Source organism: Achromobacter sp. 10T422 (assembly GCF_056394065.1).
Genome location: NZ_JBFTHD010000001.1, coordinates 427,518 through 453,550, shown reverse-complemented (window position 1 = coordinate 453,550; position 26,033 = coordinate 427,518). Strand labels below are relative to the sequence as shown.

Annotated in this window: 25 protein-coding genes; 9 read left to right on the top strand and 16 right to left on the bottom strand. The window is 64.1% G+C overall.

Annotation, left to right across the window (positions count from 1 at the left end):
* Positions 1 to 50: 50 nt before the first annotated feature.
* From AC1DB0_RS02000 to AC1DB0_RS01990, 3 genes are all read right to left on the bottom strand, one after another.
* Positions 51 to 1,019, bottom strand: coding sequence for a PDR/VanB family oxidoreductase (locus AC1DB0_RS02000; protein ID WP_447981926.1), 969 nt, complete (start codon positions 1,017 to 1,019; stop codon positions 51 to 53).
* Positions 1,016 to 2,197, bottom strand: coding sequence for an aromatic ring-hydroxylating oxygenase subunit alpha (locus AC1DB0_RS01995; RefSeq protein ID WP_476756711.1), 1,182 nt, complete (start codon positions 2,195 to 2,197; stop codon positions 1,016 to 1,018). The genes AC1DB0_RS02000 and AC1DB0_RS01995 overlap by 4 nt, the downstream gene beginning before the upstream one ends.
* 85 nt (positions 2,198 to 2,282) lie before the next feature.
* A complete protein-coding gene (locus tag AC1DB0_RS01990; RefSeq protein WP_476756712.1) occupies positions 2,283 to 3,896 on the bottom strand; it encodes a BCCT family transporter in 1,614 nt (537 codons plus the stop codon).
* Positions 3,897 to 4,160: 264 nt separating this feature from the next.
* Here AC1DB0_RS01990 and AC1DB0_RS01985 point away from each other — a divergent pair, with 264 nt between their 5' ends.
* On the top strand, positions 4,161 to 5,150 hold the full coding sequence (locus AC1DB0_RS01985) for a PAS domain-containing protein (protein WP_476756713.1): 990 nt from the start codon (positions 4,161 to 4,163) through the stop codon (positions 5,148 to 5,150).
* Positions 5,151 to 5,318: 168 nt separating this feature from the next.
* Here AC1DB0_RS01985 and AC1DB0_RS01980 read toward each other — a convergent pair whose 3' ends face one another.
* Both AC1DB0_RS01980 and AC1DB0_RS01975 read right to left on the bottom strand, forming a co-directional pair.
* Entirely contained in the window at positions 5,319 to 5,771 is a 453-nt protein-coding gene (locus AC1DB0_RS01980; RefSeq protein ID WP_054421420.1) for a MaoC family dehydratase, read from the bottom strand.
* Between the two features lie 48 nt (positions 5,772 to 5,819).
* The gene (locus AC1DB0_RS01975) at positions 5,820 to 6,425 is read right to left on the bottom strand and encodes a TetR/AcrR family transcriptional regulator (RefSeq protein ID WP_476756714.1); all 606 of its coding nucleotides are present in this window, start codon (positions 6,423 to 6,425) and stop codon (positions 5,820 to 5,822) included.
* Between the two features lie 329 nt (positions 6,426 to 6,754).
* On the opposite strand from AC1DB0_RS01975, the gene AC1DB0_RS01970 reads away from it, so the two are divergent.
* Entirely contained in the window at positions 6,755 to 7,849 is a 1,095-nt protein-coding gene (locus AC1DB0_RS01970; protein WP_476756715.1) for an alkene reductase, read from the top strand.
* Positions 7,850 to 7,901: 52 nt separating this feature from the next.
* Positions 7,902 to 8,684 (top strand): SDR family NAD(P)-dependent oxidoreductase, encoded by a 783-nt coding sequence (locus AC1DB0_RS01965; RefSeq protein ID WP_476756716.1) that lies wholly within the window; start codon positions 7,902 to 7,904, stop codon positions 8,682 to 8,684.
* A 95-nt stretch (positions 8,685 to 8,779) separates the two neighbouring features.
* Here the strand turns inward: AC1DB0_RS01965 and AC1DB0_RS01960 are convergent, their stop codons facing one another.
* The 3 genes from AC1DB0_RS01960 to AC1DB0_RS01950 form a co-directional block, all read right to left on the bottom strand.
* Positions 8,780 to 9,184 carry an Hsp20/alpha crystallin family protein gene (locus tag AC1DB0_RS01960; protein WP_054421423.1) on the bottom strand — a complete coding sequence of 135 codons (405 nt, stop codon included), beginning with the start codon at positions 9,182 to 9,184 and terminating at the stop codon, positions 8,780 to 8,782.
* A gap of 29 nt (positions 9,185 to 9,213) precedes the next feature.
* On the bottom strand, positions 9,214 to 9,654 hold the full coding sequence (locus AC1DB0_RS01955) for an Hsp20/alpha crystallin family protein (RefSeq protein ID WP_054421424.1): 441 nt from the start codon (positions 9,652 to 9,654) through the stop codon (positions 9,214 to 9,216).
* Between the two features lie 134 nt (positions 9,655 to 9,788).
* Complete coding sequence (locus tag AC1DB0_RS01950) at positions 9,789 to 10,676, bottom strand: LysR family transcriptional regulator (protein ID WP_054421425.1); 888 nt, start codon at positions 10,674 to 10,676, stop codon at positions 9,789 to 9,791.
* A gap of 81 nt (positions 10,677 to 10,757) precedes the next feature.
* Between AC1DB0_RS01950 and AC1DB0_RS01945 the strand changes: the two genes are divergently transcribed.
* Together AC1DB0_RS01945 and AC1DB0_RS01940 are read left to right on the top strand one after the other, a co-directional pair.
* Positions 10,758 to 11,468 carry an SDR family NAD(P)-dependent oxidoreductase gene (locus AC1DB0_RS01945; RefSeq protein ID WP_054421426.1) on the top strand — a complete coding sequence of 237 codons (711 nt, stop codon included), beginning with the start codon at positions 10,758 to 10,760 and terminating at the stop codon, positions 11,466 to 11,468.
* A gap of 60 nt (positions 11,469 to 11,528) precedes the next feature.
* Positions 11,529 to 11,768, top strand: a complete 240-nt coding sequence (locus AC1DB0_RS01940) for a tautomerase family protein (protein WP_054421427.1) — start codon at positions 11,529 to 11,531, stop codon at positions 11,766 to 11,768.
* 16 nt (positions 11,769 to 11,784) lie between these two features.
* On the opposite strand, the gene AC1DB0_RS01935 is transcribed toward AC1DB0_RS01940, so the two are convergent.
* Both AC1DB0_RS01935 and AC1DB0_RS01930 read right to left on the bottom strand, forming a co-directional pair.
* Positions 11,785 to 13,398 carry an NAD(P)/FAD-dependent oxidoreductase gene (locus tag AC1DB0_RS01935; RefSeq protein WP_054422382.1) on the bottom strand — a complete coding sequence of 538 codons (1,614 nt, stop codon included), beginning with the start codon at positions 13,396 to 13,398 and terminating at the stop codon, positions 11,785 to 11,787.
* A 60-nt stretch (positions 13,399 to 13,458) separates the two neighbouring features.
* Positions 13,459 to 14,508: an MBL fold metallo-hydrolase gene (locus AC1DB0_RS01930; RefSeq protein ID WP_054421428.1), complete on the bottom strand. Its 1,050-nt coding sequence runs from the start codon at positions 14,506 to 14,508 to the stop codon at positions 13,459 to 13,461.
* Positions 14,509 to 14,612: 104 nt separating this feature from the next.
* Between AC1DB0_RS01930 and AC1DB0_RS01925 the strand changes: the two genes are divergently transcribed.
* Entirely contained in the window at positions 14,613 to 15,230 is a 618-nt protein-coding gene (locus tag AC1DB0_RS01925) for a TetR/AcrR family transcriptional regulator (protein ID WP_476756717.1), read from the top strand.
* A 62-nt stretch (positions 15,231 to 15,292) separates the two neighbouring features.
* On the opposite strand, the gene AC1DB0_RS01920 is transcribed toward AC1DB0_RS01925, so the two are convergent.
* From AC1DB0_RS01920 to AC1DB0_RS01900, 5 genes are all read right to left on the bottom strand, one after another.
* On the bottom strand, positions 15,293 to 16,159 hold the full coding sequence (locus AC1DB0_RS01920) for a class I fructose-bisphosphate aldolase (protein ID WP_476756718.1): 867 nt from the start codon (positions 16,157 to 16,159) through the stop codon (positions 15,293 to 15,295).
* A 92-nt stretch (positions 16,160 to 16,251) separates the two neighbouring features.
* Positions 16,252 to 17,232 (bottom strand): aldo/keto reductase, encoded by a 981-nt coding sequence (locus tag AC1DB0_RS01915; protein ID WP_476756719.1) that lies wholly within the window; start codon positions 17,230 to 17,232, stop codon positions 16,252 to 16,254.
* On the bottom strand, positions 17,229 to 18,227 hold the full coding sequence (locus AC1DB0_RS01910; protein WP_175169536.1) for an ABC transporter permease: 999 nt from the start codon (positions 18,225 to 18,227) through the stop codon (positions 17,229 to 17,231). The genes AC1DB0_RS01915 and AC1DB0_RS01910 overlap by 4 nt, the downstream gene beginning before the upstream one ends.
* Before the next feature lie 41 nt (positions 18,228 to 18,268).
* The gene (locus tag AC1DB0_RS01905) at positions 18,269 to 19,801 is read right to left on the bottom strand and encodes a sugar ABC transporter ATP-binding protein (RefSeq protein WP_476756720.1); all 1,533 of its coding nucleotides are present in this window, start codon (positions 19,799 to 19,801) and stop codon (positions 18,269 to 18,271) included.
* On the bottom strand, positions 19,798 to 20,838 hold the full coding sequence (locus tag AC1DB0_RS01900) for a substrate-binding domain-containing protein (RefSeq protein ID WP_054421433.1): 1,041 nt from the start codon (positions 20,836 to 20,838) through the stop codon (positions 19,798 to 19,800). The genes AC1DB0_RS01905 and AC1DB0_RS01900 overlap by 4 nt, the downstream gene beginning before the upstream one ends.
* 179 nt (positions 20,839 to 21,017) lie before the next feature.
* Here AC1DB0_RS01900 and AC1DB0_RS01895 point away from each other — a divergent pair, with 179 nt between their 5' ends.
* The 3 genes from AC1DB0_RS01895 to AC1DB0_RS01885 are packed head-to-tail and all read left to right on the top strand — an operon-like array spanning position 21,018 to position 25,164.
* Positions 21,018 to 22,622 (top strand): FGGY family carbohydrate kinase, encoded by a 1,605-nt coding sequence (locus AC1DB0_RS01895; RefSeq protein ID WP_476756721.1) that lies wholly within the window; start codon positions 21,018 to 21,020, stop codon positions 22,620 to 22,622.
* Positions 22,619 to 24,412 (top strand): glycerol-3-phosphate dehydrogenase/oxidase, encoded by a 1,794-nt coding sequence (locus AC1DB0_RS01890; protein WP_476756722.1) that lies wholly within the window; start codon positions 22,619 to 22,621, stop codon positions 24,410 to 24,412. The genes AC1DB0_RS01895 and AC1DB0_RS01890 overlap by 4 nt, the downstream gene beginning before the upstream one ends.
* Complete coding sequence (locus AC1DB0_RS01885; RefSeq protein ID WP_054421435.1) at positions 24,409 to 25,164, top strand: GntR family transcriptional regulator; 756 nt, start codon at positions 24,409 to 24,411, stop codon at positions 25,162 to 25,164. Before AC1DB0_RS01890 ends, AC1DB0_RS01885 begins: the two co-directional genes overlap by 4 nt.
* A gap of 87 nt (positions 25,165 to 25,251) precedes the next feature.
* Here the strand turns inward: AC1DB0_RS01885 and AC1DB0_RS01880 are convergent, their stop codons facing one another.
* Positions 25,252 to 25,851: a hypothetical protein gene (locus tag AC1DB0_RS01880; RefSeq protein WP_476756723.1), complete on the bottom strand. Its 600-nt coding sequence runs from the start codon at positions 25,849 to 25,851 to the stop codon at positions 25,252 to 25,254.
* Positions 25,852 to 26,033 lie beyond the last annotated feature (182 nt).

Below are 26,033 nucleotides of genomic sequence, written 5' to 3'. Positions count from 1 at the left end.
CCTCCCCCCTTGATGCCCGGCATTCGGTGGCGCCGGCGCGATGTTGTGGTTTACAGGTCGAGCACGAGCTTGTCGCCCTTGGCGCGCGACACGCAGATCAGCAGCGTCTTTTGCGCCGCGCGGTCTTGGTCAGTCAGGTACTGATCGAAGTGGACGGCTTCGCCTTCCAGGATGCGGGTTTCGCAGGTGCCGCACACGCCTTCTCGGCACAGACATTCGACCGGGGCCGTGCCGTCACGCTCAATCGCGTCGAGGATGGATTCGCCGCTGGCCACTTCCACGGTGGCGCCGGACTTAGCCAGCACCAGCGTGAACGCGGCGCCAGACGGCTTGGCGGCGGCGAACTTCTCTACGTGTACGCGCCACGGCGCAACGCCGGCGTCTTGCGCCGCGCGGCGCACGGCGTCGATCAGCGTGCCGGGGCCGCACACATAGACGTGCGCGTCGGGTTTCATGTCACGCAGCAGGCTGGCCACGTCCATGGTTTGGCCATTGCCGCTGTCATAGAACCTGACGCAGTCCTGGCAAGACTGGGCCAGCTCATCCTGGAAGGCGCCGTGCCCATCCGCGCGGAAGGCGTAGTGCAGTTCGTGTGATTCGCCACGTTTGTGCAATTCATGCAATTGCGACATGAACGGCGTGATGCCGATGCCGCCCGCGATCAGCACGTGGTGGCCGGCCGAGCCGTCCAACGCGAACAGATTGTTCGGCGTGGTGATGGTCAGCAGGTCGCCTTCGCCGACCTTGTCGTGCAGGTAGGCCGAACCGCCCTTGGATGGCGCCTGCCGCCGAACGGCTATCTGGTAGCTATCAAGCGCGTGCGGCGAGCTCATCAGCGAGTAAGCGTTGTTGTAGTGGCTTTCGCCGTTACGCATTTGCACGATGATGTGGCTGCCGCCCGTGAAGGGCGGCAGGGCGCTGCCGTCGCGGGATTCCAGCGTGAAGCGTTTGATCAGCGGGGTCACCTGTTCGATGCGTGCGACGCGCACGAGCAGGGTCTGGTGGGCTGCCATGATCATGCGGGGGCGCGTTGCGACGCCGGCGCAGGGGTAAGGGATGACTCCGCACCTTCGCACTGCGCACCCTTGTACTCCGTCGCCAACCTCCGATGAAAATGCACGATGCCGTGTTCGCTGATCCCACTGCGCTGCCGGTCGACCATGATGCGGCCCTGGCCACGATAGCCGCGCGACTTCAGACCCTTCTGCACGCTCTCCACCAGGCGCAAGTCTTCAGGGCGGAAAACATCGCGGTACCACTCGACCAGTTTCTGCTGTTCGTCGGTCAAGTCCTTGTTAAGAAAGTAGATCTCATAGTGCTGCAACGTGACGCCAGCGCTTGCGGGGAATTCATAGATGACGGTCATGAAGTCGGCGCCGGGCGGCACGTTGAACATCGTGCAGGGCCACGTCCAGAAGCCGGCGAAGCTGGGGTCCTTCACCGACGGGTCAACTTTGAAGGATTTTTCCGATGACTTGGCCAGGCCAAACTGCAACGACCAGTTGCCGTGCATGGTGTGGTTGTATTTGTCGACTTGGACAGAGTCCGCGAAGCTGGGGTGTACTGGGCCGCAGTGGTAGCACTCCAGGTAGTTGTCAACGATGGACTTCCAGTTGGCGGGCGTGTCCGTGACGAAGCGGGCGGCCAGGTGCAGGTCGTCCACCACCGGGCAGGCGGCGCGCAGGCGGGCTTCGAAACCGGGGAGCTGGTCCTCTACTGAACCGGCGTCCGGGTTCATGTGGATGAAGATGAAGCCCGCGGCTTCTTCGACCTTGATGGGGACCAGGCTGGCCTTGTCGCGGTCGAAGTTGGGCACGTTGTCGCAGTTGCGGGCAAGGGCGAGCTCGCCGTCGAGCTTGAAGGTCCAGGCGTGGTACGGACAGGTGATGACGTTCTTGGCGCGGCCGCTGCCTTGCATCAATTGGTGGCCCCGATGCGGGCAGACGTTGTAGAAGGCGCGCAGGATGCCCTCGCGGTCGCGCAGCACGATGATGCTTTCGCCGATGATGTCGCGCGTGACGTAGTCGTTAGGCGCAGCCAGCTCGCTGCGGTGGGCGACGCAGATCCACGTGTTGGCGAACACCTGCTCTTTCTCGTAATCGAAGACCGCGTCCTGGGTGTAGTACGTGGCGGGCAGGGTCCAGGCGTTTTCTTCGTCGGCGCAGAAATTGGCGGGCAACTGGGGGATGGGGGTCATGATGGTCTCCATGGAAGTGTTGGCGTGGGGGCCAGCGATAGATTGGGAAGCGGGCGGCGCTTACCGCGTGCCCGTTCGTGCAGGGCTATCCGTTTGCGACAGCGCGTGGCTTCTGGACCGCCTGACGCAGGTCCGTCACGACGGCTTCTTCTGATCCCGGCTGTGCGGCCGATTCGATCAAGTGCGCCGGAACATCCCCGTAGTCCTGCATCAGCCAACGGAACAGGCCGAACAGCTTGATGGCGAGGATGAACAGGAAGGGGATGGCGGTGAGCACCACCGCGGTCTTCATCGTTTCCAGCGACGCTTTGGTGAACAGCATCGCCAGCGGCACGAGCGTCAGCGCTATGCACCAGAAGACGCGGCTGGTGGGCGTGGGGTCTGCGCCTTCGGACAGGTTGCGCGTGGTGGTGGCGGCCACGGCATAGGCGACGGCATCAACGTGCGCGGCCAGGAAGACGATCATGATCGCCAGGTACAGGGCCAGGAAAAGTTTGCCTGCGGGCAGCGCGCTTAGCAGCATTTCGACGGCCGTCTCGCCGCCGTGCTCCTTCAAGATGTGCGGGACATCGATCGCGCCTGACAGGAACTGGTGCATCGAGTAGCTTTCCAGCGCGCCGAAGAAGAACCAGCAGCCGGCGCTGCCGCCCAGCAAGAGGGCGCCGATGACGTCCTTGATTTTGCGACCCTTGGAGACGCGCGCCACGAACATCGCCACGCCCGGCGAGTACGACACCCACCATAGCCAATAGAACACCGTCCAGCCGCGGTTGAAGGCGCCGTCGCCGGCGGGGTCGGTGAAGAGGCTCATGCGGATGTAGTTCTGCAGCATCAGGCCCAGGCCGTTGACGATGTTGTTGCCGGAGAACTGGGTGGGGCCGACGACGAAGACGACGGCGGCCAGCAGCAGCGCGCCCCAGCAGACCATATGGCTCAGGCGTTTCATGCCGCTGGCGATGCCGATGTAGGCGCTTGCCGAGAACAGCGCGGACACGCCGACGATCACGATCAACTGCATGGTGAAGGTGTCAGGGGTGCCGGCCAGGCTTGCGAGGCCGCGCGTGAAGGTGGTTGCGGTCAGGGCGATGGAAACCGTCAGCGCGCCGAACATCGTCAGCAGGAAAATCAGGTCTGCTAAGCGTCCGACCGGACCCGTGGCGCGAAACCCCGTAATGGCCTGGATGATGGACGCGAGGTTCAAGCCCGCCTTCTTGCGCACATGGAAGTGGTAGGCCATTGCGAGCGAGGGCAGGGCGTATACCGCCCAGGCGCTCAGGCCCCAGTGAAAGAAGGAATAGCTGATGCTGTATTCCAGTGCGTCGCGCGTGCCGGCGGCAACGTTCAGGCCGGGCGACTGGTAGTAATAGGCCCATTCCATTACGCCCCAATACAAGGTCGACGACCCCATGCCGGCGCAGATGAACATGAAGATCCATGACAGGGTCGAGTACTCGGGCTTGCCATCGCCCAAGCGCACGTTGCCATACTTGCTGAACGCCAGCGCGATGCAGGCGATGACACAGCCGAAGACAAATATTTGAATGACCGACCCGAACGAGCGCGTCGACCAATCGAACAAGACGTTAGCGGTTGCAGCGGCTTCGGCGGGCCAGCGAACCATGGCGATGACGGTCACCAGCACGGCGGTAAGCGTGCATAGGGTCAGGAACCCGTTGCGGCGTGGCGCGGATGTTTTCACGTTGTCTCCTCTCATGCGTCGTTGCGCACAGATTTTTTTGTGGTCGTTGTGTTTGTTGTGTTTGTTAGGTTTGTTTTTCTTGTTGTCCGTAAACCACTGGTTTACATTAACCAATAATTAACTCAATGTAGGCAAGACTTCTTCCATGCACAAGCATCTATCGGAAAACCGCGCGTTTGTAACGACCGGTGTTTTTCATCGTTGTGCTTGCGCGGAGTTTTTCAAACGGTGGCGGGCAATTGCCGCGGCTGAAGGGGCGTGAACATGACCGAAGACAGCTTTGCGTTTCGCTTGAAAGAGCTGCTTGAACACAAGCAACTGACACTCCAAGCCGTCGCCACGGCGCTCAACGTGTCGCGCCCCGCCGTCCATAAATGGACCAAGGGCGGCGAGATCGATTACGAAAAGCTGCGCAAGCTGGCGGCGTTTCTGGGCGTGAACTGGATCTGGCTGCGCTACGGCGAGCAGGCGCGGGAGGAGGCAGGCGCATCAAGCGCGGTGGCGATGCCCATGACCGATACGCGCCGCCGCTACATGGCCGAGATCATGGAAAGCGAAACGCGCATGAAGCTGGCGCAAGAGGGCGCACGCATCGTCACGTGGGAATGGAACCTGATCACGGACGACGTCAGCTACTCGTCCAACGTTGAAGCCGTGTACGGCTGGCGGATAGTCAGCAACGAGAGCTTCTGGAAGCACGTGCACGCCGATGACGTGCCGATGATGAACGCTGCGTACGAGGAATCGCTACGCACGGGCAATGCGCACGAATTCGACTTTCGCCTGATCCAGCCGGACGGCAGCCTGCGCTGGATTTCGTCGCGCGCGACGCCAGTGCGCGACTTTGATGGGCGCATCGTCAAGATCGTGGGCATCAGCATGGACAACACCGCGCGCAAGCTGACGGAACAGTCGCTACGGGACCAGCAAGCGCGATTTGAAGCGGTGTTTGAGTTGACGGTGCAGGGGATGGCGCTGCTGGATGCCGACCTGCGCTGCGAGTCCGCCAACACGGCGCTGGCGCAGATGCTGGGCTACGGCAAGGCAGAGCTGATGGGCGACGGGCTGATGAGCGTGTTTGCCGATGGCGGGGCGCGTTTGAAGAAGATGCGGCACGGCAAGCCTACCGCTGCCTTTGGCGCGAAAATGCGCGCGAAGGATGGCGGCGCGCAGAGCGTGCGGGTGCGCGCTGTGCTGACGCGTGACAACGACGGGGCGGCCGCGTACTTTGCGTTGGCGGTCGAAGAAGGATGAGCGCGGAGCAGGCCAGCTAGCGGTGAAGGCTAGCTAGCGGCGAAGGCCACCTAGCGGTGAAGACCAGCTAGCGGTGACGGCCAGATTAAGGCCGCAGACACGCCCGCCCTTTATCCTTCGCGCCGCTATCCCTCACCCCTTTATCCCTCGCCCTCTATCCCTCGCCCCTTACTCCCCGCGACGCTGTACGACCAAATTGCTGACGAAGATCTGCACCACCTCATCCTTCTGATTCAGCGTCGTCGTGCGCGCTTTCACCAAGCCTTGCTGGGGGCGCGTCTTCGACGGCCGCACCTCCAGCACTTCGCTTTCAATCCTCAATTCATCATCCGGGCGTACCGGCATCGGCCAGCGAATTTCGTCCACGCCCGCGCCGATGATGCCGCCTGCCGGTTTGAATTCGCTGGCGACCAGCAGCTGCATGGTCAGCGCGGCGGTGTGCCAGCCGCTGGCGGCCAGGCCTTTGAATAGCGTGGCGCTGGCGGCGTCTTCGTCCAGGTGAAACGGCTGCGGGTCGAATTCTGCGGCGAAGGCTTTGATGCGTTCCCGGGTGACGCGCACGCGGGCGGCGCCGATGAAGCGTTGTCCAGGGGTCAGGTCTTCAAGGTAGTGCTCGGCCATGTCGGTTTGCTCCGTCAAATAGGCGGGGAATACGGGAATAACGAAGAATCAGCCGGCGGCTTTCGGCGCCAAAGACGCCAGCAGTTCGCTGCGGCAGGCTTCGAGGATTTCGTCGGCCAGGGGGGAGTCATCGGGGCAGGCGCGCGACAGCGCGACGGCGCCAATCACGTGCGCCAGCAAATCAATGCGCTTGGCGCGGGCGCGCTTGGCGGTTGAATTCGGGTCCGCAGCCAGCTCTGAATCTTGCGACGCAACGTCGTCCTTGCCCAGCACCGCCAGCATGTCTTCGATGCCCGCCGCGAAGGTGGCCTTGACGTCGTCTGTCTGGCGCGCGGCGTCGCCGCACAGGGCGGCCATGGTGCAGCCGGCGCCGCGTCCGTCGCGGTGCGCGCGTGACACGTAGACGTTGATGAACTTGGCCAGGTCCATCTGGCCCGTCATTGCCAGGGACTGCGACAGCCCCGATGCCGCGGTTTCGGCCATCAGGTCGGCCTTGGACCGGAAGTGTTTGTAGAAGCCGCCGTGGGTGAACCCGGCGGCGGCCATCAATTCGGCCACGCCGACGCCGTCGTAGCCGCGCTCGCGGAAGAGCGCCGATGCGGTCTCAACGATGTGCGCCCGGTTGGCCTGCGCCTGCGCCTTGGTTACCTTCATTTCATGACCTTCATATGGTGACCCTTATTTCGCGAGTCTTAGTTCTCGAGTCTTAGTTCGCCAGTCTTAGCTCGCGAGTCTCATTTCCTGAGTCTTAGTTCGCCAGCTTATTTCGCCAGCTTATTTCGCCAGCCCGATGCCCCGTGCCTACACGTCAATGCCGCGTCCAGGCAGTGAATATACATTGATGTCGACCATCATCAAAGTGCTTGACGATTTAGATGTTGATCATCATCATTAACGCCGTTGACCGACCCAGCAAGCGCCGCGACCCGCCCAAGGCACCGCCTTCGGCCGCGGCGATCAACCCTTTTCGACGGACCCTGACCATGACCGACAACGCTTTGTTCCAGCCCTACACCCTGGGACCCCTGACGCTTTCCAACCGCATCGTGATGGCCCCGCTGACGCGCAACCGCGCCGAGGCGGGCTTTGTTCCCAGCCGGTTTGCCGCAACCTATTACAGCCAGCGCGCCTCGGCGGGTTTGTTGATTGCCGAGGCGACGCAGATCTCGCAGCAGGGGCAGGGGTATCAGGACACGCCGGGGATCTACACGGCTGCGCAGGTCGAAGGTTGGCGGCAGGTGACGCAGGCCGTGCATGCCAAGGGCGGCAAGATATTCCTTCAGCTGTGGCATGTGGGCCGCGTGTCGCACGTGGACTTGCAAGAGAACGGGGCCGCGCCCGTGGCGCCGTCCGCCATTCGCGCCGAGACCAAGACGTTTGTGAACAATGGCTTTGAGCCGGTGTCGGCGCCGCGCGCGTTGGCGCTGGACGAGCTGCCCGGCATCGTCGAAGACTTTCGTCAGGCGGCCGCGAACGCCATTGCGGCGCGCTTCGATGGCGTGGAAATTCACGGCGCCAACGGCTATCTGCTTGAGCAGTTCGCCAAGGACGGCGCCAACCAGCGCAACGACGCGTACGGCGGTTCGGTGCAGAACCGCGCCCGGCTGTTGCTTGAGGTGACTCAGGCGGTGGCGGATGAGGTCGGGGCTGACCGCACGGGCGTGCGGCTTTCGCCGGTGTCGCCCGCGAATGGCATTTCGTGCAGCGATCCGCAGGCGCAGTTTGACTACATCGCCGACCAGCTCAATGCGCTGGGCGTGGTCTATCTGCATGTGGTGGAGGGCGCCACGGGCGGCCCGCGCGACGTTGCGCCGTTTGACTACGGTTCGCTGCGCCAACGCTTCAAGAACACCTATATCACGAACAACGGCTATGGCTTGGAGCTGGCCGAAACCCAGCTCGCCCAAGGCCATGCCGACCTGTTCGCCTTTGGGCGTCCGTTCATCTCCAACCCGGATCTGGTCCAGCGCCTGAAGACCGGCGCGCCGCTGGCGCAGTTGGACCCGGCCACGCTTTATGGCGGCGGCGCGGCAGGCTACATCGACTACCCGGCGCTGGCCGACGCCGACGCGCGTTGATCCGCTGCCTATCGCGGCGTGTTCCGTTCCACTTTACAAAGAGAATCGCAAGATGACTTCCCCTACCGTTTTGATTACCGGCGCGTCCTCGGGCATTGGCGCCACCTACGCCGAACGCTTTGCACAGCGCGGCCACGACCTGGTGCTGGTGGCGCGTGACGTCGCCCGGCTTGAGGCCGCTGCCGCGCGTTTGCGGCAAGAGCACGGCGTGGCGGTCGACGTGCTTGCCGCAGACCTGACGCGCGAAGAAGACCTTGAGCAAGTCGAGGCGCGGTTGCGCGACGATGCTCGTATCCAGATTTTGATCAACAACGCCGGCGCCGCCCAGACGGGCAATTTTGTCGCGCAAACCCCCCAGGCGGTCGCGCAATTGGTGGGGTTGAACAGCACCGCGCCCACGCGCTTGGCCAGCGCAATTGCGCCGCGGCTGGTGCAAGCCGGCACGGGCGCCATCGTGAATGTCGGTTCGGTGGTGGGTTTCATGCCGCAGTTCGGCATGGCGGTTTATGGGGCCACCAAGGCCTATATGTTGTTTCTGTCGCAGGCGTTGCACGAAGAGTTGTCGCCCGCCGGCGTCTATGTGCAGGCCGTGCTGCCCGCCGCCACGCGCACCGAAATCTGGCAACGCGCGGGCATCGACATCAACGCGCTGCCGGAAGTGATGGACGTGGGCGAGCTGGTGGATGCGGCGCTGGTGGGCTTTGACCGGCGCGAGACCGTGACGATTCCGCCGCTGCATGAGGCGTCGCGCTGGGAGGCGTTGGACGGGGCGCGGCAGGCGCTGCTGGGCGATATCAAGATGGCCAGCGCCGCCGCCCGCTACAAGATGGCTTGATGAGCCGATGGGCGGGCCGCGTCGTTCCCGACATGCCCGCCCATCGTTGCCGCGTTGACGATTGAAGCATTGGCGACCGAAGCCGCGTCACAAGATCACGTCACCGTGACCGAGATTTTGCGGGGCTGTGCTTCGCGCAGCCGCGGAATCTGCAACGTCAGCACGCCGTGCTTCAAGTTGGCCGAGATATTGTCCTTGTCCAGGTCATGGCCCAGCGTGAAGCTGCGGCGGAACAACGGTTCGCGCAGTTCGTTGTGCACCAGGCGCACCTCGGCCGGCACCTGCACTGCGGCTTCGCCTTCGATCAACAGTTCGTTCGCCTGCACCTTGATCGACAGCCTGTCCTTGGACACGCCGGGCAGGTCGGCCAGCAGCGTAATGCCGGTGGCGTTCTCGTAGATGTCCACCGCGGGCAGGGTGGCCGCGCGGTTGCTCTCGTTCGAGACCTTGGTCAAGGATTCCGAGCCGCGCGTGGCGGCCACTTGGTTGCGTTCTTCCATGATGATCCTCCTGTGTCGTCGGCCAGTGTTCATTGGATGGAGATCAGGCGCGGCTTGGCGGATTCGCGCTTGCCGATGGAAATGCAAAGGCAGCCGTCGGTGTAGCGCGCCTGGATGTTTTCCGGATCGGCGTCGCTGGGCAATTCCACCACGCGGCTGAAACGGCCATGTGCGCGTTCGCGTGCGTACAGGGTGGCTTGCCCGGCAGGTTCTTCTTCGCGCCGTTCGCCGGAAATCGTCAGCAGGCCTTTTTCCATGGTGACCTCAAGCGCGTCCGGGTCTATGCCCGGCACAAACGCCACGACTTCAATCGAGTCGGCGCTTGCGCCCACGTTCACGGGCGGAAAGCCTGCGCGCGCCGTGGACCGCAGGTTGGAAGGCGCGGTCGAAGATCGCAGGATGTTGTCCAGCTGTTGCAGGGTGTCCAGGGCGGAACGGATGCCGCTATCGAAAAATGGATACGTTGCCATGTTCGTCTCCCGATAAAGGTCTGGTTCAGACGGGCGTAGGACGCTGCTGCATGGAATTCTTTCAAGCTGCGCTACCCCGCCATAGCGCAAATGTGGGATCGGGTTTGCAGGTTTCAAGAGGCCGTGCGGCAGCGTCAGGCTTCAAACAGCGCCTTTTCGTCCGCGAACACCTGGATCAGATAGTCCGCCACCGTCTGGATCGGCGCGTCCTTGCGGTCTTGCCGGCGCGTCAGCAGCACGATCTCGCGCGGGGCAGGCGGGGCTTCCAGGGGGCATGCTTGCAGCCCTGGCGTGGTGCGTCCGATGTAGTGCGGCAGCAGCGCAATGCCCACGCCGGACTGCGCCGCCAAGGCCTGCGCCACTTGGTTATTGGCGCGAAAAATCATGCGCGCCCGCGGAAAGCGGCGGGCCAGCCACGCCGCTTCGGGCAGATAGGCATTGGCTTCGTCAAAGCCCACAAACACCGGTTCGGCGCCGCTTTCCATACGTTTGCAAAGCGCCGGTTCGGCATAGAAGCCAAACCCCATGTGCCCCAGTGTTTTCGCAATGAAGTCGCCGTCTTGGGGGCGGCCCAGCCGTACCGCGATGTCGGTGACATGCCGCTCAAGGCTTACCGAGCGCAAATCGGTGGCCAGGTCGATATCGATGCCGGGATGCCGCAGCGGCAGCTGGGCAAGCCTGCCGACAAGAAAACCCTGCGACAAGGCGGGCGGGGCGTTGATCCGCACCAAGCCCCGTAACGCGCTGTCCGCGCCGCCTCTGCCCAAGGTGTGGACGGCGGCTTCCATGTCGCTGGCAGCGGCCAGCGCATGCGAGCCGGCGGCGGTCAGCACGTAGCCGTCGGGCCGGCGTTCGACCAGCGTTTCGCCCAGGGTGGCCTCAAGCGAGTGCAGCCGCCGGGAAATCGTCGAATGGTTGGTCGACAACGCCCGCGCGGCGGCCGACAGGCTGCCGTAGCGCGCAAGCGCCAGGAAAACACGGATGTCCTGCCAGTCGGGGTCTGTGCGTTTTTTATCAGCCATTGCGCAAGATTAGCGGATTTTCGAACAGCGCCGATACGCCTAATGTTCCTCTCACACCAACCACGTTAAGAAGGAAACATCATGAGCAACGAACAGAAAGTCGCTATCGTTACGGGCGCGTCGCAAGGGCTGGGCGAGGGCATCGCCCGGGCATTTTTGGATCGCGGTTACCGGGTGGTGGGAACGTCGCGGTCGATCCAGCCGTCGGACGATCCCAACTACCTGACCATCGCCGGGGATATCGGCGACCCCGCCACGGGCAAGGCTGTGGTGGAGCAGGCGCTGGCCCGCTTTGGGCGGGTGGATACGCTGGTGAACAACGCCGGCATTTTCATCGCCAACGCGTTTACCGCCTATACGGAACAGCAGTACCGCGACATGCTGTCGACGAACCTGGCTGGCTTTTTCTACACGACGCAGCACGCCGTGGACGCCATGTTGAAGCAGGGTGGCGGCCACATCGTGCAAATCACCACGACGCTGGTGGACCACGCCAATTCCAACGTGCCGTCCGTGCTGGCGTCGTTGACCAAGGGCGGGCTGGCCGCCGCCACGCGCAGCCTGGCGATCGAATACGCGACCCGGAATATTCGCGTCAATGCGGTGTCGCCCGGCATCATCAAGACGCCCATGCATGCGCCCGATTCGCATCAGGCATTGGCGGCTTTGCATCCCATGAAGCGCCTGGGCGAAATTGCCGACGTGGCGCAGGCGGTGATGTATCTTGAGGACGCCGGTTTTGTGACCGGTGAAATCCTGCATGTGGATGGCGGGCAGGTGGCGGGCGGCTGACCTTCAACATTCACGACCCTCATCCCCCCCGCGGCAACGCTTGATTCAAAGGAGAACAACATGCCCTACGTCAATATCAAGGTCACGCGCGAAGGCACCGCGCCCGGCGCAACGGCGACGACGCCCGAACAGAAGCGCGCGCTGATCAAAGGCGTCAGTGATTTGCTGTTTGAGGTGCTGGGCAAGCCGCACGCCTCCACGTTCGTCGTGATTGACGAAGTCGAAATGGAAAACTGGGGCGTCGGCGGCGTCACGGTGCCGGAATACCGGGCGCAACAGGCCAAAGCCGACAAGCCCTAGTGGCAAGCGGCCGCCGTTAGCCCTGGCGGGCCATGATGCTCAAGGCCACCGCTTCGGCGATCTTGATGCCATCCACGCCCGCCGACAGAATCCCGCCGGCATAACCCGCCCCTTCGCCCGCCGGGAACAAGCCCTTGGTGTTCAGGCTTTGCAGCGTGTCGTTGTCACGCTTGATGCGAACGGGCGACGACGTGCGCGTTTCCACGCCGGTCAGCACGGCGTCGTGCATGCCGAAACCCTTGATCGTCTTATCAAACGCCGGCAGCGCTTCACGAATGGCGGTAATCGCGAAGTCGGGCAGTGCGGTGGCCAGGTCGGTCAGATGCACGCCCGGCGTGTACGACGGCAGCACGGAACCGAATTCCGTCGACGCCTTGCCATCCAGAAAATCCCCCACCAGCTGACCCGGCGCGCTGTACGTTTCGCCGCCCAGCACATACGCCTGCGATTCCCACTTGCGCTGAAAGTCCACGCCGGCCAACACGTGTTCGGGGTAATCCACCTCGGGTGAAATGCCCACCACGATGCCAGCGTTGGCGTTGCGTTCGTTGCGCGAGTACTGGCTCATGCCGTTGGTGACGACGCGGTTCGGTTCCGACGTGGCGGCCACGACGGTGCCGCCCGGGCACATACAGAAGCTGTACACCGAGCGCCCGTTGCTGGCGTGGTGCACCAGTTTGTAGTCGGCCGCACCCAGAATCGGGTGGCCGGCGCTGGGGCCGAAGCGGGCGCGGTCGATCAGCGATTGCGGGTGTTCGATCCGGAAGCCGATCGAGAACGGCTTGGCCTCCATGAACACGCCCTGCTCGTGCAGCATCTGGAACGTATCGCGTGCGCTGTGGCCGATGGCCAGCACGACGTGGTCGGCTTCGATGTGCTCGCCGTTGGCAAGCGTCACGCCCGTCACCTGGCCGTTTTCGCGGTGCAGCGTTTCAACCTTGCTGGAAAAGCGCACTTCGCCGCCCAGCTTGGTGATGGTGTCGCGCATGACTTCCACCATGCCCACCAGGCGGAACGTGCCGATGTGCGGCTTGCTGACGAACAGGATTTCTTCCGGTGCGCCGGCCAGCACGAATTCTTTCAGGACCTTTTCCCCGTAGTGCTTGGGGTCTTTGATCTGGCTGTAGAGCTTGCCGTCCGAGAACGTGCCTGCGCCGCCTTCGCCGAACTGCACGTTCGATTCCGGGTTCAGGATGCGTTTGCGCCACAGGCCCCAGGTGTCTTTGGTGCGTTCACGCACCGCCTTGCCGCGTTCCAGGATGATGGGCTTGAAGCCCATCTGCGCCAGGACGAGGCCGGCGAACAGGCCACAGGGGCCGGTGCCGATGACGATGGGGCGCTTGCTCAGCGTGGCGGGCGCTTGGGCGACGAATTTGTATTCGGTGTCGGGCGTCGGCTTGACGTGGCGATCATCGTGAAAGCGCTGAAGCAGCGCGGCTTCATTTTCGATGTCGATATCCAGCGTGTAGGTCAGCAGGATATTGTGTTTCTTGCGCGCGTCGTAGCTGCGCAAAAAGATGGTGAAGCCGCGCAGATCGCTGGCCGGTACGCCTAGTTTCTTAAGAATCGCGGCAGGCAATTCTTCGGGCGTGTGGTTCAACGGCAGCTTGATTTCAGACAGTCGCAACATGCTTTGGTCCAGAGGGTGGGCGATCACAACGTCGCCAAACCCCGGATTGTACTGGAGCGATTATGGCGTGACGCCGCCCTTTCTCCACCACGGCGTACCCACCCCCGGCGCCGTCATGTTCACCCGCACGCCCATCATGGGTGTGGTCAGCGAGACGTCATTTTCCTTTGCCAGCGCCATGATCCGTTCGAACGGTTCTTCCCACGGATGCAGCGCCAGATCAAAGGTGCCGTTGTGAATCGGCAGCAGCCAGCGGCCACGCAGATCTTGATGCGCTTGCAGCGTTTCTTCGGGCTGCATGTGGACGAAAGCCCAGCGCTTGTCATAGGCGCCGGTTTCCATCAGCGTCAGGTCGAAGGGGCCGTAGGCGTCGCCGATGGCTTTGAAGCCGTCGAAGTAGCCGCTGTCGCCGCTGAAGAACACGCGGAAGTCGGCGTCCTGGATGACCCATGACGCCCAGAGGCTGCGGTCGGTGTCGGCGAGGCCGCGGCCCGAGAAATGTTGGGCCGGGGTGGCGGTCAGGCGCAGGCCGTCGGCGTCGGTGGATTGCCACCAGTCCAGCTGTTCGACGCGGGCGGGGTCCACGCCCCAGGCGATGAGCTGGTCGCCCACGCCCAGCGGCGTGATGAAGCGGGCGGTTTTGCCGGCCAGCTTGGCGATGGCGGCGCGGTCCAGGTGGTCGTAATGGTTGTGCGACAGGATCACGCCGGCAATGGGCGGCAGGTCTTCAATGGAGATCGGGGGCGCATGGAAGCGCGCGGGGCCTGCCCATTGCACGGGGGACGCGCGTTCGGAAAACACCGGGTCGGTCAGCCAATAGCGGCCGCGCAGCTTCATCAGAATGGTCGAATGCCCCAGGCGGTACAGGCTGCGGTCGGGCGCGGCTTCCAGCGCTGCGATGTCGATTGCGCGCACGGGGATGGCGCGGTCCGGCACGGTGTGCTTGGGCTTGGCGAAGAAGAACGTCCAGGTCAGTTTCAAGCCTTGCCAGAAGCCCAGCGACGGGCGCGGCAACGGGTTGCGAAAGCGGCCGTCCCGGTGTTGGGGCGATTCGGCGTAGCGGGGTGGCGAGGATTGCGGGCAGGAGGTCAGGGCGGTCACGGTAAGCATTCCAGGCAGAAAATTACACTGCGCAGTGTAGTTTCGTTTTTCTGAAAAGTACACTGACCAGTGTAAAATCCGCAGCAAGTTAACCCGTCGAGCCTGAAGCCGCCATGCCCCGTCCCCCCCAACGCCTGACCGATCGCAAACGCGAGGCCATCGTGCGGGCGGCGGTGGAAGAGTTTCGAACGGCTGGCTTTGAGGCCACCAGCATGGACCGCATCGCCGCCGCGGCGGGCGTGTCCAAGCGCACGGTCTACAACCATTTCCCCAGCAAGGAAGAACTGTTCTCTCACATCCTTGAAGAGCTATGGGCCAGCAGTATCGCCAGCGTTGATCTTCCGTATCGGACCGACGTTGCCCTGGACGAGCAGTTGCGGCAGTTGCTGATGCAAAAGCTCGCGCTGCTGGCCGACCCGAATTTCATTGATCTGGCGCGCGTGGCGATGGCCGAAATCATCCATTCCCCCGAACGCGCGCAGGGCATCGTGTGCCGCATGGGTGAAAAAGAGGGCGGCGTGACGGCGTGGATACGCGCGGCGATTGCAGACGGGAAGCTGGCGAATGTGGACCCGGACTTTGCCGGGCACCAGTTGCAAGGGCTGGTGAAGAGCTTCGCCTTCTGGCCCCAGGTCACGCTGGGGCAGCCGCCGCTGGGCGACGCCGAGAGCAAGCGCGTGGCGGATGCGGCGGTGGAAATGTTCTTGGGGTGTTATGGGCGGCGGGGGTAAACGCCGCGGCCGAAGACATCGCCACTAGCGCCCGTCGCCACCTTGATTGAAGCGGGGCCTGTCTATGCTGGCTGAACGGCCCCAATGCCCCCTTGTTCATACACGCCCCACGCATCTTGCGCGCTGGCGTTTTGATGAATCATCGCCATCAGCGCCTGCACCACCGCTTGCGGGTTGGCATGTTGGTAGACGTTGCGCCCGTATACCAAGCCCACCGCGCCTTGGTCCAGCAGTTCGCGCGATCTTTCGAATACGCGTCGCAGATCTTCCCGGCCTCCGCCGCGCACCAGCACCGGGCAGCTTGCGGCTTGCACGACGCGGTGGAAGTCTTGGGTGTGGGTGGTGGGGTCGGCCTTGATGATGTCGGCGCCCATTTCGCGGGCAAGGCGCACCAGGGTCACGATTTTTTCGGCGTCGCCATCAACCATGTACCCGCCTTTGGCGGAGTGCGGCGCCATGACCAGCGGCTCGATCATCAGCGGCATGCCATAGCGGTCGCAGTCGGCCCGCACTCGGGCGATGTTCGCGACGCATTGGCGGAACAGGTCGGGCTCGTCGGGCAGCATGAACAGATTGACGACGACGCAGGCTGCGTCCATCTGGATGGCGGGCAACACAGGGTCCTGCGTGTTTTGCAGCACCGCCCACATCACGCGGTGCGTGGTGGCGTTGTAGGGGTTGCCCATGTCCAGGCGCATGACCAGCGCGGGTTTGTCGCGGCCGGCGCGGTGTTGCAGCAGGTCGGCCTGGCCGAAGTTGAGCTGGATGGCGTCGGGCCGCGCGGCAGCCAGTTGCTCGATGACGGCGGGCATGTCTTCCAGGCCATCCAGGAAGCTGGGTTCGTTGCAGACCCCGTGGTCCACGGCGATGTCCAGGCAACGTCCGCGGTTCAGCAGTCGGTTCAGGCGGGCGGTTTTATCTTGCGGCATCTTGGCGTCCTTGATGTGGGAGGGGGCGGCGCATGCGGAGAATCGGATGTAGCGAATCGGATGCAGCGAATCGGATGTGACGAATCTGATATTCAATCCAGCGCAGAGAGATGGCGTTCCGCCGCCGTGTTGATAGCAGCGATGGCGTCGGCGTCCAGGCTGATGGATGCCGCGCCCGCGTTCTGGCGCGCCTGCTCTGGCGTGCGCGCGCCGCACAAGGCCAGCGTGACGCCGCCCGGGCGCGTGGTCCAGGCGATCATCAGTTGCGCCAGCGAACATCCGATGCGTTGCCGCACGGGTTCCAGGTCCTGGAAAAAGGTCTGTAGCCGCAAGCGGTTGGCGGCGGAAAAACGCGGGTTGCCTGCGCGCTGGTCGTCGCCGGTGAATTGGCGCGCCGGGTCGATCGGGCCGGCCAGCAGGCCTAGCGCCAGCGACGAATAGCCTAGTGATGCCACGCCATGGTCCCGGCACAAGGGCAGCAGGCTGGACTCAATGTCGCGATCAATCAGGCTGTACCGTTCCTGGATGGCGTCGACCTGGCCATGTTGCAGGTATTCCGCCAGGGTGTCGGCAGACACGTTGCTGACGCCGATGGCGCGAATCTTTCCCTGCCGCTTAAGCGTCAGCAAGGCGTCCATGGTCTCAGCGACCGGCGTGGTGCTGTCTTGCCAGTGCGTGATGTACAGGTCGATGTAGTCAGTCTGCAAACGCGCAAGGCTTTGTTCGACTTCATGGAAGATCGACTCGCGGCCAAGAAAGCGGTGCACGGGCTTGCCGTCTTCGTCAAAGAAATGCGCGCCTTGCCGGGTGTGCCACACCAGCCCGCATTTGGTCGCGATGATGGCGTCGTGGCGGCGGCCTTTCAAGGCCGTGCCCACCAGGGACTCGGCATGGCCCAGGCCATAGGCGGGCGCGGTGTCGATCAGGCGCACGCCTGCGTCAACCGATGCGCGGATGGCGTCGATGGCGGCGGCGTCATCGCCGCCTCCCCACATCCAGCCGCCCATTGCCCAGGTGCCCAGCCCGACGGATTCGCAGGTGATGCCGGATGCGCCCAATGTGGTGATGTTCATCGGTGTCCCTTCTTGACGTTCATAAGATGATCGACGGTGACGGCGGCAAGCAGAATCAATCCTTTGACCACGTCTTGCCAGTACGGTGATACGTCCAGCAGGATCAGCGAGCTGGTCACCACCGACAGCAGCGCCAGCCCCAGCACGGCGCCCAGCACGGTGCCCGAGCCGCCTTTCAGGCTGGCGCCGCCAATCACGACGGCGGCGATGACGTTCAGCTCCATACCCAGGCCGAAGGTGGGCGTGGCGGCGCCGAAGCGCGCGGTGTAGACCACGCCCGCCACCCCCGCCAGCGCCGAGCACAGCACGGTGACCCAGAATTTCACGTGGCCCGTGCGGATGCCGGAATAGAGCGCGGCTTTCTCGTTGCTGCCGGTGTAGAAGACCTTGCGCAGCAGGGCGGCGCGGCGCAGCGCGAAGTCGCTGATAAGAACAATCGTGGCGAAGATCAGGATCACCGCCGGGATGCCGCCGATGACGCCCTGGCCAATGAATTTGAACTGCGCCGGTAACGAAAACAAAGACTGCGGCGTGCCTTGTGTGATGGCCAGCGACAGGCCCCGCACGATCACCATGAAGGCCAGTGACGCGATGAAATGGCTGAGCCCGATCCGGGTAACGCACAAGCCGATCAGCGCGCCCACGACGGCGCTTGCGCCAATGGCGGCCAGGCTGGCGGTCCAGGGGTCCACCCCCATCAGAAACAGCTTGCCGGTTATCACCATGGCCATGCACACGACGGAACCCACTGACAGGTCGATGCCGCCCACGATCACCAGCAAGGTCATGCCGACCACCACGATGCCTTCTATGGAGAAGGACAACAGCATCGCCCGGATGTTCTCCCACGTCAGGAAGTGCGGCGACGCGAAGCTCATGCCGATGGCCAGCAAGGCGATGATCAGCAGCAAGCCCGCTTCACGCATGCTTGCCAGCTTGTGCCGCAGCTTGCTTTCGGGCGCGGGCCGGCGGGCCGTGAGACCGGCCTCGGGCATCAGCGCCGCGTCGGCCGAGGGGGAAGGTTTAAGTTCGGACATCAGATTGTCTCCTCGGCGGTGAGGCCCGACGCCAGTCTTAGCAGGCGCTCTTCGCTCATTTCGCTTGCTGCCAATTCACCGGCCAGCCGGCCGTCGCGGATCACCAGCGCGCGGTCGCACAGGCCGATGATTTCCGGAAGCTCGGACGAAATCACCACCACGCCCACGCCCTGATTGGCCAGGTCGCGCAGGATGTGGTGAATCTCGGACTTCGCGCCCACGTCCACCCCGCGCGTGGGTTCGTCCATCAGCAAGATGGCGGGCCGGGTCGCCAGCAGTTTTGCGATGGCTACCTTTTGCTGGTTGCCGCCGGACAGGCTGGCGGTGTCGATGGCCACGCCGTCGGACTTGAGCTTCAAGCGCGCGCCCAATTCCAGCGCCAGCCGCCGTTCGGCTTGCCGGCGCAGCAGCCCGAAGCGTGAGCTGATGCGCTTGAGCGCCATGGACGATACGTTCTGTTCGATGGGCAGCTCCAGGAACAGGCCGGCGGCCTTGCGGTCTTCGCTCAGGTAGGCGATGCCGTGGCGCAGGGCGTCGCCATAGCGGCGCAGCCGCAGCAGCTTGCCGCGCAGGCGGACTTCGCCGCGGCGTGCGCGCCGCAAGCCGCACAGCGTTTCCGCAAGCTCGGTGCGGCCGGCGCCCATCAGGCCGGACACGCCCAGGATTTCTCCGCGTTTGAGCGTGAACGAAATGCCGTGCACGGCAACGTCATCAGCGATGTTGTCGACTTGCAGCAGCGGGGCATCTGCGTTGTCATCGCCCGCGTTATCGCCTTGCTTGGGCGGGTAGTAGCTGCCCAGCTCCCGCCCGACCATGCCCCGCACCAGCGCATCGGGGCTCAAGTCCGCAAGCGGGGCGCACAGCACGTCGCGCCCGTCGCGCAGCACGGTGACGCGATCGCAATGCTGAAAGATCTCGGCCATGCGATGGCTGATATAGATGATGCCGATCCCCTGCGCCTTCAGGTCGTGCAAGACGCGAAAGAGGGCGGCGGACTCCACTTCGGTCAGCGCCGCGGTGGGTTCGTCCAGGATCAGCACCTTGCAGTTCAGCGTCAGCGCCTTGGCAATTTCCACCAGTTGCTGGCTGGAAATGCCCAGTTCGTCCACGCGTAGCGCGGGGTCGATGTCTTGCCCCAGCCGGGCCAGCACTTGGGCTGCGCGGGCATTCAGGCTGGCGAAGTCCATCCAGGCGCGCGGGCGCGTGGAAATTTCCGGCATGAAGATGTTTTCCGCCACCGTGGCGTCGCCGCACAGCGCGATCTCTTGGTGGACCAGCCCGATGCCCAGTTGCATGGCGTGCGCGGGGCCGTTGATGACCACGCGTTCGCCATCCAGATGGATGTCGCCTTCGTCGGGCGTGTAGATGCCGTCGATGATCTTCATCAACGTTGACTTGCCGGCGCCGTTCTCGCCGCACAGGGCGTGGATTTCGCCCCGTTGCAGCGAGAAGTGCACGCCGGCCAGCGCCCGCGATGCGCCGAAACGCTTGGCGATGCCGTGCAGCGCCAGCAGTGGCGGAGGCGCGCTCATTCGTTAATGCCTTTGGTGCCGCGGCGGGCCAGGTATTTATCCCAGTAAAAGTCGTCGGCGTTGGCTTTGCTGACGATGGACAGGCCGTTGTCCAGGAACGGCACCGCCATCGGATTGGTGCCGTTGCGCTTGGCGTCGTTCATCGGGTCGATCAGTTGCTGGTTGCGCGCCAGGAACAGCAGCATCATGCCCATGTAGCCCTGCACGCCCTGGTTCGGGTTCACGGAGCCATAGACTTCGCCCGACTTGATCATGTCCAGAATCTTCGCGTTGACGTCGCAACACAGCACCTTGATGTTCTTCTTGGTCTCGATGCTGGCCTGCGCGGCGCCCAGCGCGGAATTCGCCTCGGGCATGAAAAGCGCGGCCAGGTTGGGATTGGCTTGCGCCAGGCTCAAGGTGGCTTGATACGCCTTGTTGGGGTCTTGATTGCTGGCCGCGCGGCCCACGAGCTTCATGCCCGGGTATTTGGTCTTCATGCGGTTGATGAAGGCGGCGATGCGGCGGTCGTGATTGTCCTGCCCCGGATTCTCCAGCACGGCGTAATCGCCCTTGCCGTTCAAGGCGGCTGCAATGGCGTCGGCAGCCTGCACGCCTTCGCGTTCGTTGTCGGACGTGACGAACGACACGCGCTTGGAATTGGGGGAGTCGGCCGCGAAGGTGACAACCGGGATGCCCATGGCGGCCGCGCGGTTGATGGGTTCGATGAAGGGGTCGGGGTTCATCGGATGCAAGAGGATGCCGGCGGGCTTGCGCGCCAGCTCTTGTTCAAACGACGCCAGTTGTTTGTTGACGTCGTATTCCGGCGTGCCGGAATAGCGCGTCTTCACGCCCAGGGTCTGACCCAGCTGCTTCATCATTTCGTACACCGGGAACCAGTACTCCACCCCGGACACCATGACGTTCATCACATATACGTCGTTGTTGGCGCCTTTCAGCCCGGTTCCTTGCGCTGCGGGCGCGTTTTGGGCAAAGGCATTGGCTCCTGCCAGGCTGGCGCCCGCAGCAGCTACGGTCTTCAAGAAATCTCTTCTCATGTTGCGCTCCTTTTCCTCGCATTGATCCAATGCCTGGTGGCTCGGATACCCGGTGGGGTGGACTGATTGGCCCAACTCGTTGTTATGACATCGACTGAACTATATGGCAGCGTAATTATTTCTTTTACTAGGGGAAACACTGCTATCCTGCGAAAAATATCTGTAGACAATGTCATAACATGAACACCGACATATTCCTGGGTATCGACATGGGGTCCACGGGCCTGAAGGCAGTTGCCTTCGAGGCCGGGACGGGAGCCACGCTGGCCGCTTCGGGGGGCGCGTTGCCGTATACGCACCTGCCTGGCGGGGGATGCGAGCTGAGCGCGGACGCCATCGAATCCGCGCTGATGCGCGCCCTGCGCAGCGTGGCCGAACAGTTGGGGCCGCGCGTGGCCGATATACGCGCCTTGAGCTGCACCGGCCATGGCGCCGGGCTCTATGCGCTGGACGAACAGGGGCGGCTGTTGGCGGGGCGCGCCGTGGCTTCCACTGACCAGCGCGCCGCCGCTCGCGCCCGCACCGTGGCGCAGCGCTGGGGCGACGCCTTGTATCAGGAGGTGGGTTGCCGGCCTTGGGCGGGCCAGTCCAGCCTGATCGCCGCTGAACTGTTCGATGTGCACGGCGGCGAGCACCGGAAGATCAGGCAGCTGCTGTTCGCCAAGGACTACCTGACGTTCCTGTTAAGCGGCGAAGCGGCCACCGACGCCAGTGATGTCAGCACGGCGGGCTTGCTGTCTTTGGATTCCGGCGCGTGGTCGGCGATGGCGTTTGAGGCCGCGGGCTTGTCCGACCTGATGGCGCGAGCGTTGCCGCCCATCGTGCCTGCCGGCACGGTTATCGGGCGCCTGCTGCCCGCACGCGCCGCCGCCTGCGGCTTGCCGTCGGGGTTGCCCATTGCGGTGGGCGCGATTGATTTGTTGGCATCGTTGGCCGCGGTGGGGGCGGTAAAAACCGGCCACGCGGTGGCGGTGTTTGGCACGTGGTGCGTGAACGCGGTGGTGGCGCCTGCGCGCGAGCCCAAGCCAGACGTGGGCGCCATCGTGCGGTTCGGCCCCGCCAGCCAACGGCTCTATCTAGAGAACAGCCCGTCGTCGATGGCCAATGTGGCGTGGCTGGCGCGCACGATACCGTTCGCCGATGCGGCGGCCGTCGATACGGCGGCCGTCGGTGCGGCTGCCGTGGTGGACTGCGCGATGTCGGCGCCGCTGGGCGCCGAGGGCCTGCGTTTTCTGCCCTTCATCAATGGGGGCGGGGTAGCGGCAGGCGCCACGGCGGGGTTCGTCGGCTTGAAGGGGCACCATGGCCGAGCGCACATGGCGCGCGCCGTGATCGATGCGGTGGTGGCCTTGCATGCCTGGCACTTGAAGCGCCTGGCGGCGCGCGGCCTGGGCGTGCCGGCGGGGGTGGGTGCGGGTGATGGTGCGGAGGTGGGCACGGCGGTAGGCGCGGCGGTAGGCGGGGCGGTGGGTGCGGCGGCGGGTGCGGGCATTGCGGCCTTGGGCGGCGGCGCGCGCGACCCTCGGCTGGTGCAATTGCTGGCGAATTTTCTGGGGCATCCCGTGCAGCGCTGCGGCGACGACGAGACCGGCGCGCGCGGTGCGGCGGGCTATGCGGCGCTGTCGCAAGGGGCGTGTGCGGACGATGTGTTGCCGGTGCGCTGCGTCACGGTCGAACCCGAAACGGCCGCCCTTCAAGCGCATGCGGAATATTTCGCCGGGTTTGAAGCGCTGATCGGCAGCATGGCGCCCGCCTTTGAACAACTGGCAAGGCCCGCAGCATGACGGCCGCCAACTTGCCCGACATCACGCCGGCCACCTTGCCCTATGTGCGCCCCGCCTCCTTGGCGGGCCGCCACTTTTCAACGGTCATCGTAGGGGCGGGCATCAATGGCGTCGGCGTATTCCGCGACCTATCACTGCAAGGCGTGGACTGCCTGATCGTGGACAAGGGCGACTTTGCCGCCGGCGCCAGCAGTGCGCCGTCGCGGATGATCCACGGCGGGCTGCGCTATCTGGAAAGCGGCGCGTTCGGTCTGGTGGCGGAAGCCACGCGCGAACGCAATCTGCTGTTGCGCAATGCGCCGCATCTGGTGCGCCCGCTGGAAACCGTGGTGCCATTGTCCAGCCGTTTTGGCGGATTGCTGGGCAGCGTGCTGCGCTTTGCGGGATTCGCCACGTCGCCTGGCGCCCGAGGCCTGTTTGTTGTGGCGTTGGGCTTGCGGCTTTACGACCGCCTGGGGCGGCGCCAGCGCGTGATGCCCGGCCATCGCATTGCCCGAACGCCGCTTGCGGACGCGTCCCTGTTCGGGGATTCGGTTCGCTGGACGGCCACCTACTTTGATGCCTGGATCAGCCATCCCGAATGGCTGATTCAGGAATTGATGGCGGATGCCCACGCCGACCAACCCGCGTCGCTGGCCGCCAACTATTGCTGTGTGACGGCCTGCCGGGGCAAGACGCTCACCTTGCACGACGAGATCACGGGCGAAACGGTGGACGTCACCGCCGATACCGTCGTCAACGCCACGGGCGCCTGGCTTGACCGGTCAGCCGGCGCGTTGGAAGGGGCGGGCTCGCGCGTCATGGGCACGAAGGGCTCGCATCTGATTCTGGATCATCCGGCCTTGCGCGCGGCGTTAGATGGGCGCATGGCGTACTTCGAGGCATCGGACGGGCGCGTCTGCATCGTCTATCCGTTCATGGACCGCGTGCTGGTGGGCTCAACCGATATTCCTGTCGATGATCCTGACCTGGCGGCAACCGAACCGGCCGAAATCGATTACCTGCTGGACGTGCTGGGCGAGGTCTTTCCGCGCCTGCAATTTGCGCGCAAAGACGTGGTCTACACTTACGTCGGCGTGCGCCCGCTGGCGCAGTCTGATGCCGACAAGCCCGGGCAGATTTCTCGCAGCCATGCAGTGGCGGTCGATCCGCCAAACGCCGTGCGCACGGTACCGCTTGTGTGCCTGGTCGGCGGCAAGTGGACCACCTTCCGCTCGCTGGCCGAGCTGGCCGCCAATCACGTGTTGGCGCAACTGGGCCTGCCCCGGCTGCGCACGACCGAGACGCTGCCCATTGGCGGCGGCGCGGACTGGGCCTTGGATGCCGCCAAGCGGGGCCACTGGATAGAGAACGTGCAGGCGCAGTCGGGCCTGCCGCGCGCGCGCATCGCAGAGCTGGCGGACCGCTACGGTTCCCGCGCGGCCGTCTTGGCGCAGGCCTTTGCGGCAGCGGGCGATACGCCCTTGCAGCATGCGCCGGCCTACTCGGCCGCCGAGATCCGCATGCTGTGCCGGGACACCGGGGTGCGGCATCTGGCTGATCTGGTGATCCGCCGCACCTTGTTGGCGATAGGCGGGCGCGTCAGCGCCGCGTTGTTGGAAGAACTGGCGGATGTGGCCGCCGCGGCGCTGGGCTGGAGCGCCACGCGCCGGCGCGAAGAGTGGCTGGCCTGCGCCGCCACGCTGCGCGACCGGCATTTTGTAGACCTTGCCGCAAGCAAGGAGGCATCGGGGTCAAGCCTGAACGCCGCCGTGCCTGCGGATTCGATTTCAAGCCCCATCACGACATGAGCAGCTCCATTTCCACCCAAGACACCCTGGACCGCAACGCCGGCGCACCGCTCTGGACGCAGTTCCGGGATGTGGTGCGCAGCAAGATACTTCAGGGTGAACTGGCGGTAGGCGCCAAGCTGCCCACCGAGGCCGAGTTCGGCGAACAGTACGGCATTTCCCGGATCGTGGTGCGCGAGGCCTTGGCGGATCTGGTGCGCAATGGGCTGATCTACAAGATCCGAGGGCAGGGCGCCTTCGTGTCGGCGCGCGAACGCGATGAGGACTTCGTGTCGACCGTGCTGGGCTTTTCAGATGAAATGGCGCGCAAGGGGCGCACCGTGCGTACGCAGGTGCTGATGCAGGAATTGCGCGCGCCGACTGCGCAAGAAGCGTCGTCCTTGGCGTTGACCGATGCGGACATGGTGGTGGCGCTAAAACGCCTGCGCAGTGTCGATGGGGAATTGCAGTTACTGGTGGAAACGGCGGTGCCGGCCGATCTGGCGCCGGGCCTGCATCGCGCCCGTTTGGAAAACCGGTCTTTGTATGACGTGCTGCGCCGTCAATATGGCCTGCGCATCGTGCGCGCCGAACGGTGGATAGATGCAGTGGCCCCCGATGCGCAAACCTGCGAACTCCTGGGCATGGCCAGCGCTGAACCGCTGCTGCGCATCGAGTCGATTGCGTATGGGTCCAATGGGCGGCCCTTGGAATACTACCGGGCGCTGCACCGCTGCAAGTCCAGCCGTCTGCATGTGCAGACCACGACTTGATGCGCTGGGCGCGCTGGATGTGCTGCACGAGCTGAGCGTGTTCTACACACTGAACGCGCCGAACACGCCGGCCGCACCCCGCGTGTCTTAAAACAGATTCAGCGCCCGCGCCACCCACAGCCCCAGGCCGATGGCGATACCAATCAACAATGTGCGGCGAAATCCGCCACGCGCCGGCACCGCGCCGGGCGACATGGCTGTGCCGGCGTTGATGGCCGGGGGCGCAAGCGGCACCGCCCGTGATATTGGCCGCGTCGTCGTGGCGGCAGGCGAATCGGCGCCATCGCCTTCGGTTTCAATCGTGAATGCGGGCTTGCCACTACGCGCCGCAGCGCCGCCACCCAGCTCGCTCACGTCCACGCCTGCGCTTTTCAACATGCCCCACAAGCCTTCCATGCCCTGGCTGCTGCGCAACGCTTCGATGCGTTCGCGTTCCGCGCGCGGGACGTCGTCCAGGCTGTCGTAGCGGCGGCCGTTCACGGTGACCGCGCCGTTGTCGATATCGACCTTGAACGTTTCGCCGTTTTCAGTGCCGGCGTAGCTCCATTTTTCCGACACGCTGACGCCGTCCATTTTGCCGTCCAGCAATTCTTCAATGCTGGCTTGTTGTTCCGGCGTCAGGTCAGTGGCGGAACTCCAGCTGCGGGTGGTCGTCGAACTTTTCCAGACTTTCGTGTTGTCGCTCATGCTCGCTATCCGTGAAGGTTCCTGTCGCGGAATATACAGAATCCATTCACCTTGCTGTCAGAAAAGCCCGCTTTTGCGGGCTTCTTACTTTGTCCTTAAAGCAAAACACTTTTCCATGTCAAGAAATTGAAACTGATCTGGTCATTCGAGCGGATCAGATGCGTTTCTAGGCGCATAATGCG

What these genes read in the sequence shown, in the direction of transcription:
- AC1DB0_RS02000 (WP_447981926.1), bottom strand. Translation starts at nt 1,019, where the DNA reads ATGATCATGGCAGCCCACCAGACCCTGCTCGTGCGCGTCGCACGCATC.
- AC1DB0_RS01995 (WP_476756711.1), bottom strand. Translation starts at nt 2,197, where the DNA reads ATGACCCCCATCCCCCAGTTGCCCGCCAATTTCTGCGCCGACGAAGAA.
- AC1DB0_RS01985 (WP_476756713.1), top strand. Translation starts at nt 4,161, where the DNA reads ATGACCGAAGACAGCTTTGCGTTTCGCTTGAAAGAGCTGCTTGAACAC.
- AC1DB0_RS01980 (WP_054421420.1), bottom strand. Translation starts at nt 5,771, where the DNA reads ATGGCCGAGCACTACCTTGAAGACCTGACCCCTGGACAACGCTTCATC.
- AC1DB0_RS01975 (WP_476756714.1), bottom strand. Translation starts at nt 6,425, where the DNA reads ATGAAGGTAACCAAGGCGCAGGCGCAGGCCAACCGGGCGCACATCGTT.
- AC1DB0_RS01970 (WP_476756715.1), top strand. Translation starts at nt 6,755, where the DNA reads ATGACCGACAACGCTTTGTTCCAGCCCTACACCCTGGGACCCCTGACG.
- AC1DB0_RS01965 (WP_476756716.1), top strand. Translation starts at nt 7,902, where the DNA reads ATGACTTCCCCTACCGTTTTGATTACCGGCGCGTCCTCGGGCATTGGC.
- AC1DB0_RS01960 (WP_054421423.1), bottom strand. Translation starts at nt 9,184, where the DNA reads ATGGAAGAACGCAACCAAGTGGCCGCCACGCGCGGCTCGGAATCCTTG.
- AC1DB0_RS01955 (WP_054421424.1), bottom strand. Translation starts at nt 9,654, where the DNA reads ATGGCAACGTATCCATTTTTCGATAGCGGCATCCGTTCCGCCCTGGAC.
- AC1DB0_RS01950 (WP_054421425.1), bottom strand. Translation starts at nt 10,676, where the DNA reads ATGGCTGATAAAAAACGCACAGACCCCGACTGGCAGGACATCCGTGTT.
- AC1DB0_RS01945 (WP_054421426.1), top strand. Translation starts at nt 10,758, where the DNA reads ATGAGCAACGAACAGAAAGTCGCTATCGTTACGGGCGCGTCGCAAGGG.
- AC1DB0_RS01940 (WP_054421427.1), top strand. Translation starts at nt 11,529, where the DNA reads ATGCCCTACGTCAATATCAAGGTCACGCGCGAAGGCACCGCGCCCGGC.
- AC1DB0_RS01935 (WP_054422382.1), bottom strand. Translation starts at nt 13,398, where the DNA reads ATGTTGCGACTGTCTGAAATCAAGCTGCCGTTGAACCACACGCCCGAA.
- AC1DB0_RS01930 (WP_054421428.1), bottom strand. Translation starts at nt 14,508, where the DNA reads ATGCTTACCGTGACCGCCCTGACCTCCTGCCCGCAATCCTCGCCACCC.
- AC1DB0_RS01925 (WP_476756717.1), top strand. Translation starts at nt 14,613, where the DNA reads ATGCCCCGTCCCCCCCAACGCCTGACCGATCGCAAACGCGAGGCCATC.
- AC1DB0_RS01920 (WP_476756718.1), bottom strand. Translation starts at nt 16,159, where the DNA reads ATGCCGCAAGATAAAACCGCCCGCCTGAACCGACTGCTGAACCGCGGA.
- AC1DB0_RS01915 (WP_476756719.1), bottom strand. Translation starts at nt 17,232, where the DNA reads ATGAACATCACCACATTGGGCGCATCCGGCATCACCTGCGAATCCGTC.
- AC1DB0_RS01910 (WP_175169536.1), bottom strand. Translation starts at nt 18,227, where the DNA reads ATGCCCGAGGCCGGTCTCACGGCCCGCCGGCCCGCGCCCGAAAGCAAG.
- AC1DB0_RS01905 (WP_476756720.1), bottom strand. Translation starts at nt 19,801, where the DNA reads ATGAGCGCGCCTCCGCCACTGCTGGCGCTGCACGGCATCGCCAAGCGT.
- AC1DB0_RS01900 (WP_054421433.1), bottom strand. Translation starts at nt 20,838, where the DNA reads ATGAGAAGAGATTTCTTGAAGACCGTAGCTGCTGCGGGCGCCAGCCTG.
- AC1DB0_RS01895 (WP_476756721.1), top strand. Translation starts at nt 21,018, where the DNA reads ATGAACACCGACATATTCCTGGGTATCGACATGGGGTCCACGGGCCTG.
- AC1DB0_RS01890 (WP_476756722.1), top strand. Translation starts at nt 22,619, where the DNA reads ATGACGGCCGCCAACTTGCCCGACATCACGCCGGCCACCTTGCCCTAT.
- AC1DB0_RS01885 (WP_054421435.1), top strand. Translation starts at nt 24,409, where the DNA reads ATGAGCAGCTCCATTTCCACCCAAGACACCCTGGACCGCAACGCCGGC.
- AC1DB0_RS01880 (WP_476756723.1), bottom strand. Translation starts at nt 25,851, where the DNA reads ATGAGCGACAACACGAAAGTCTGGAAAAGTTCGACGACCACCCGCAGC.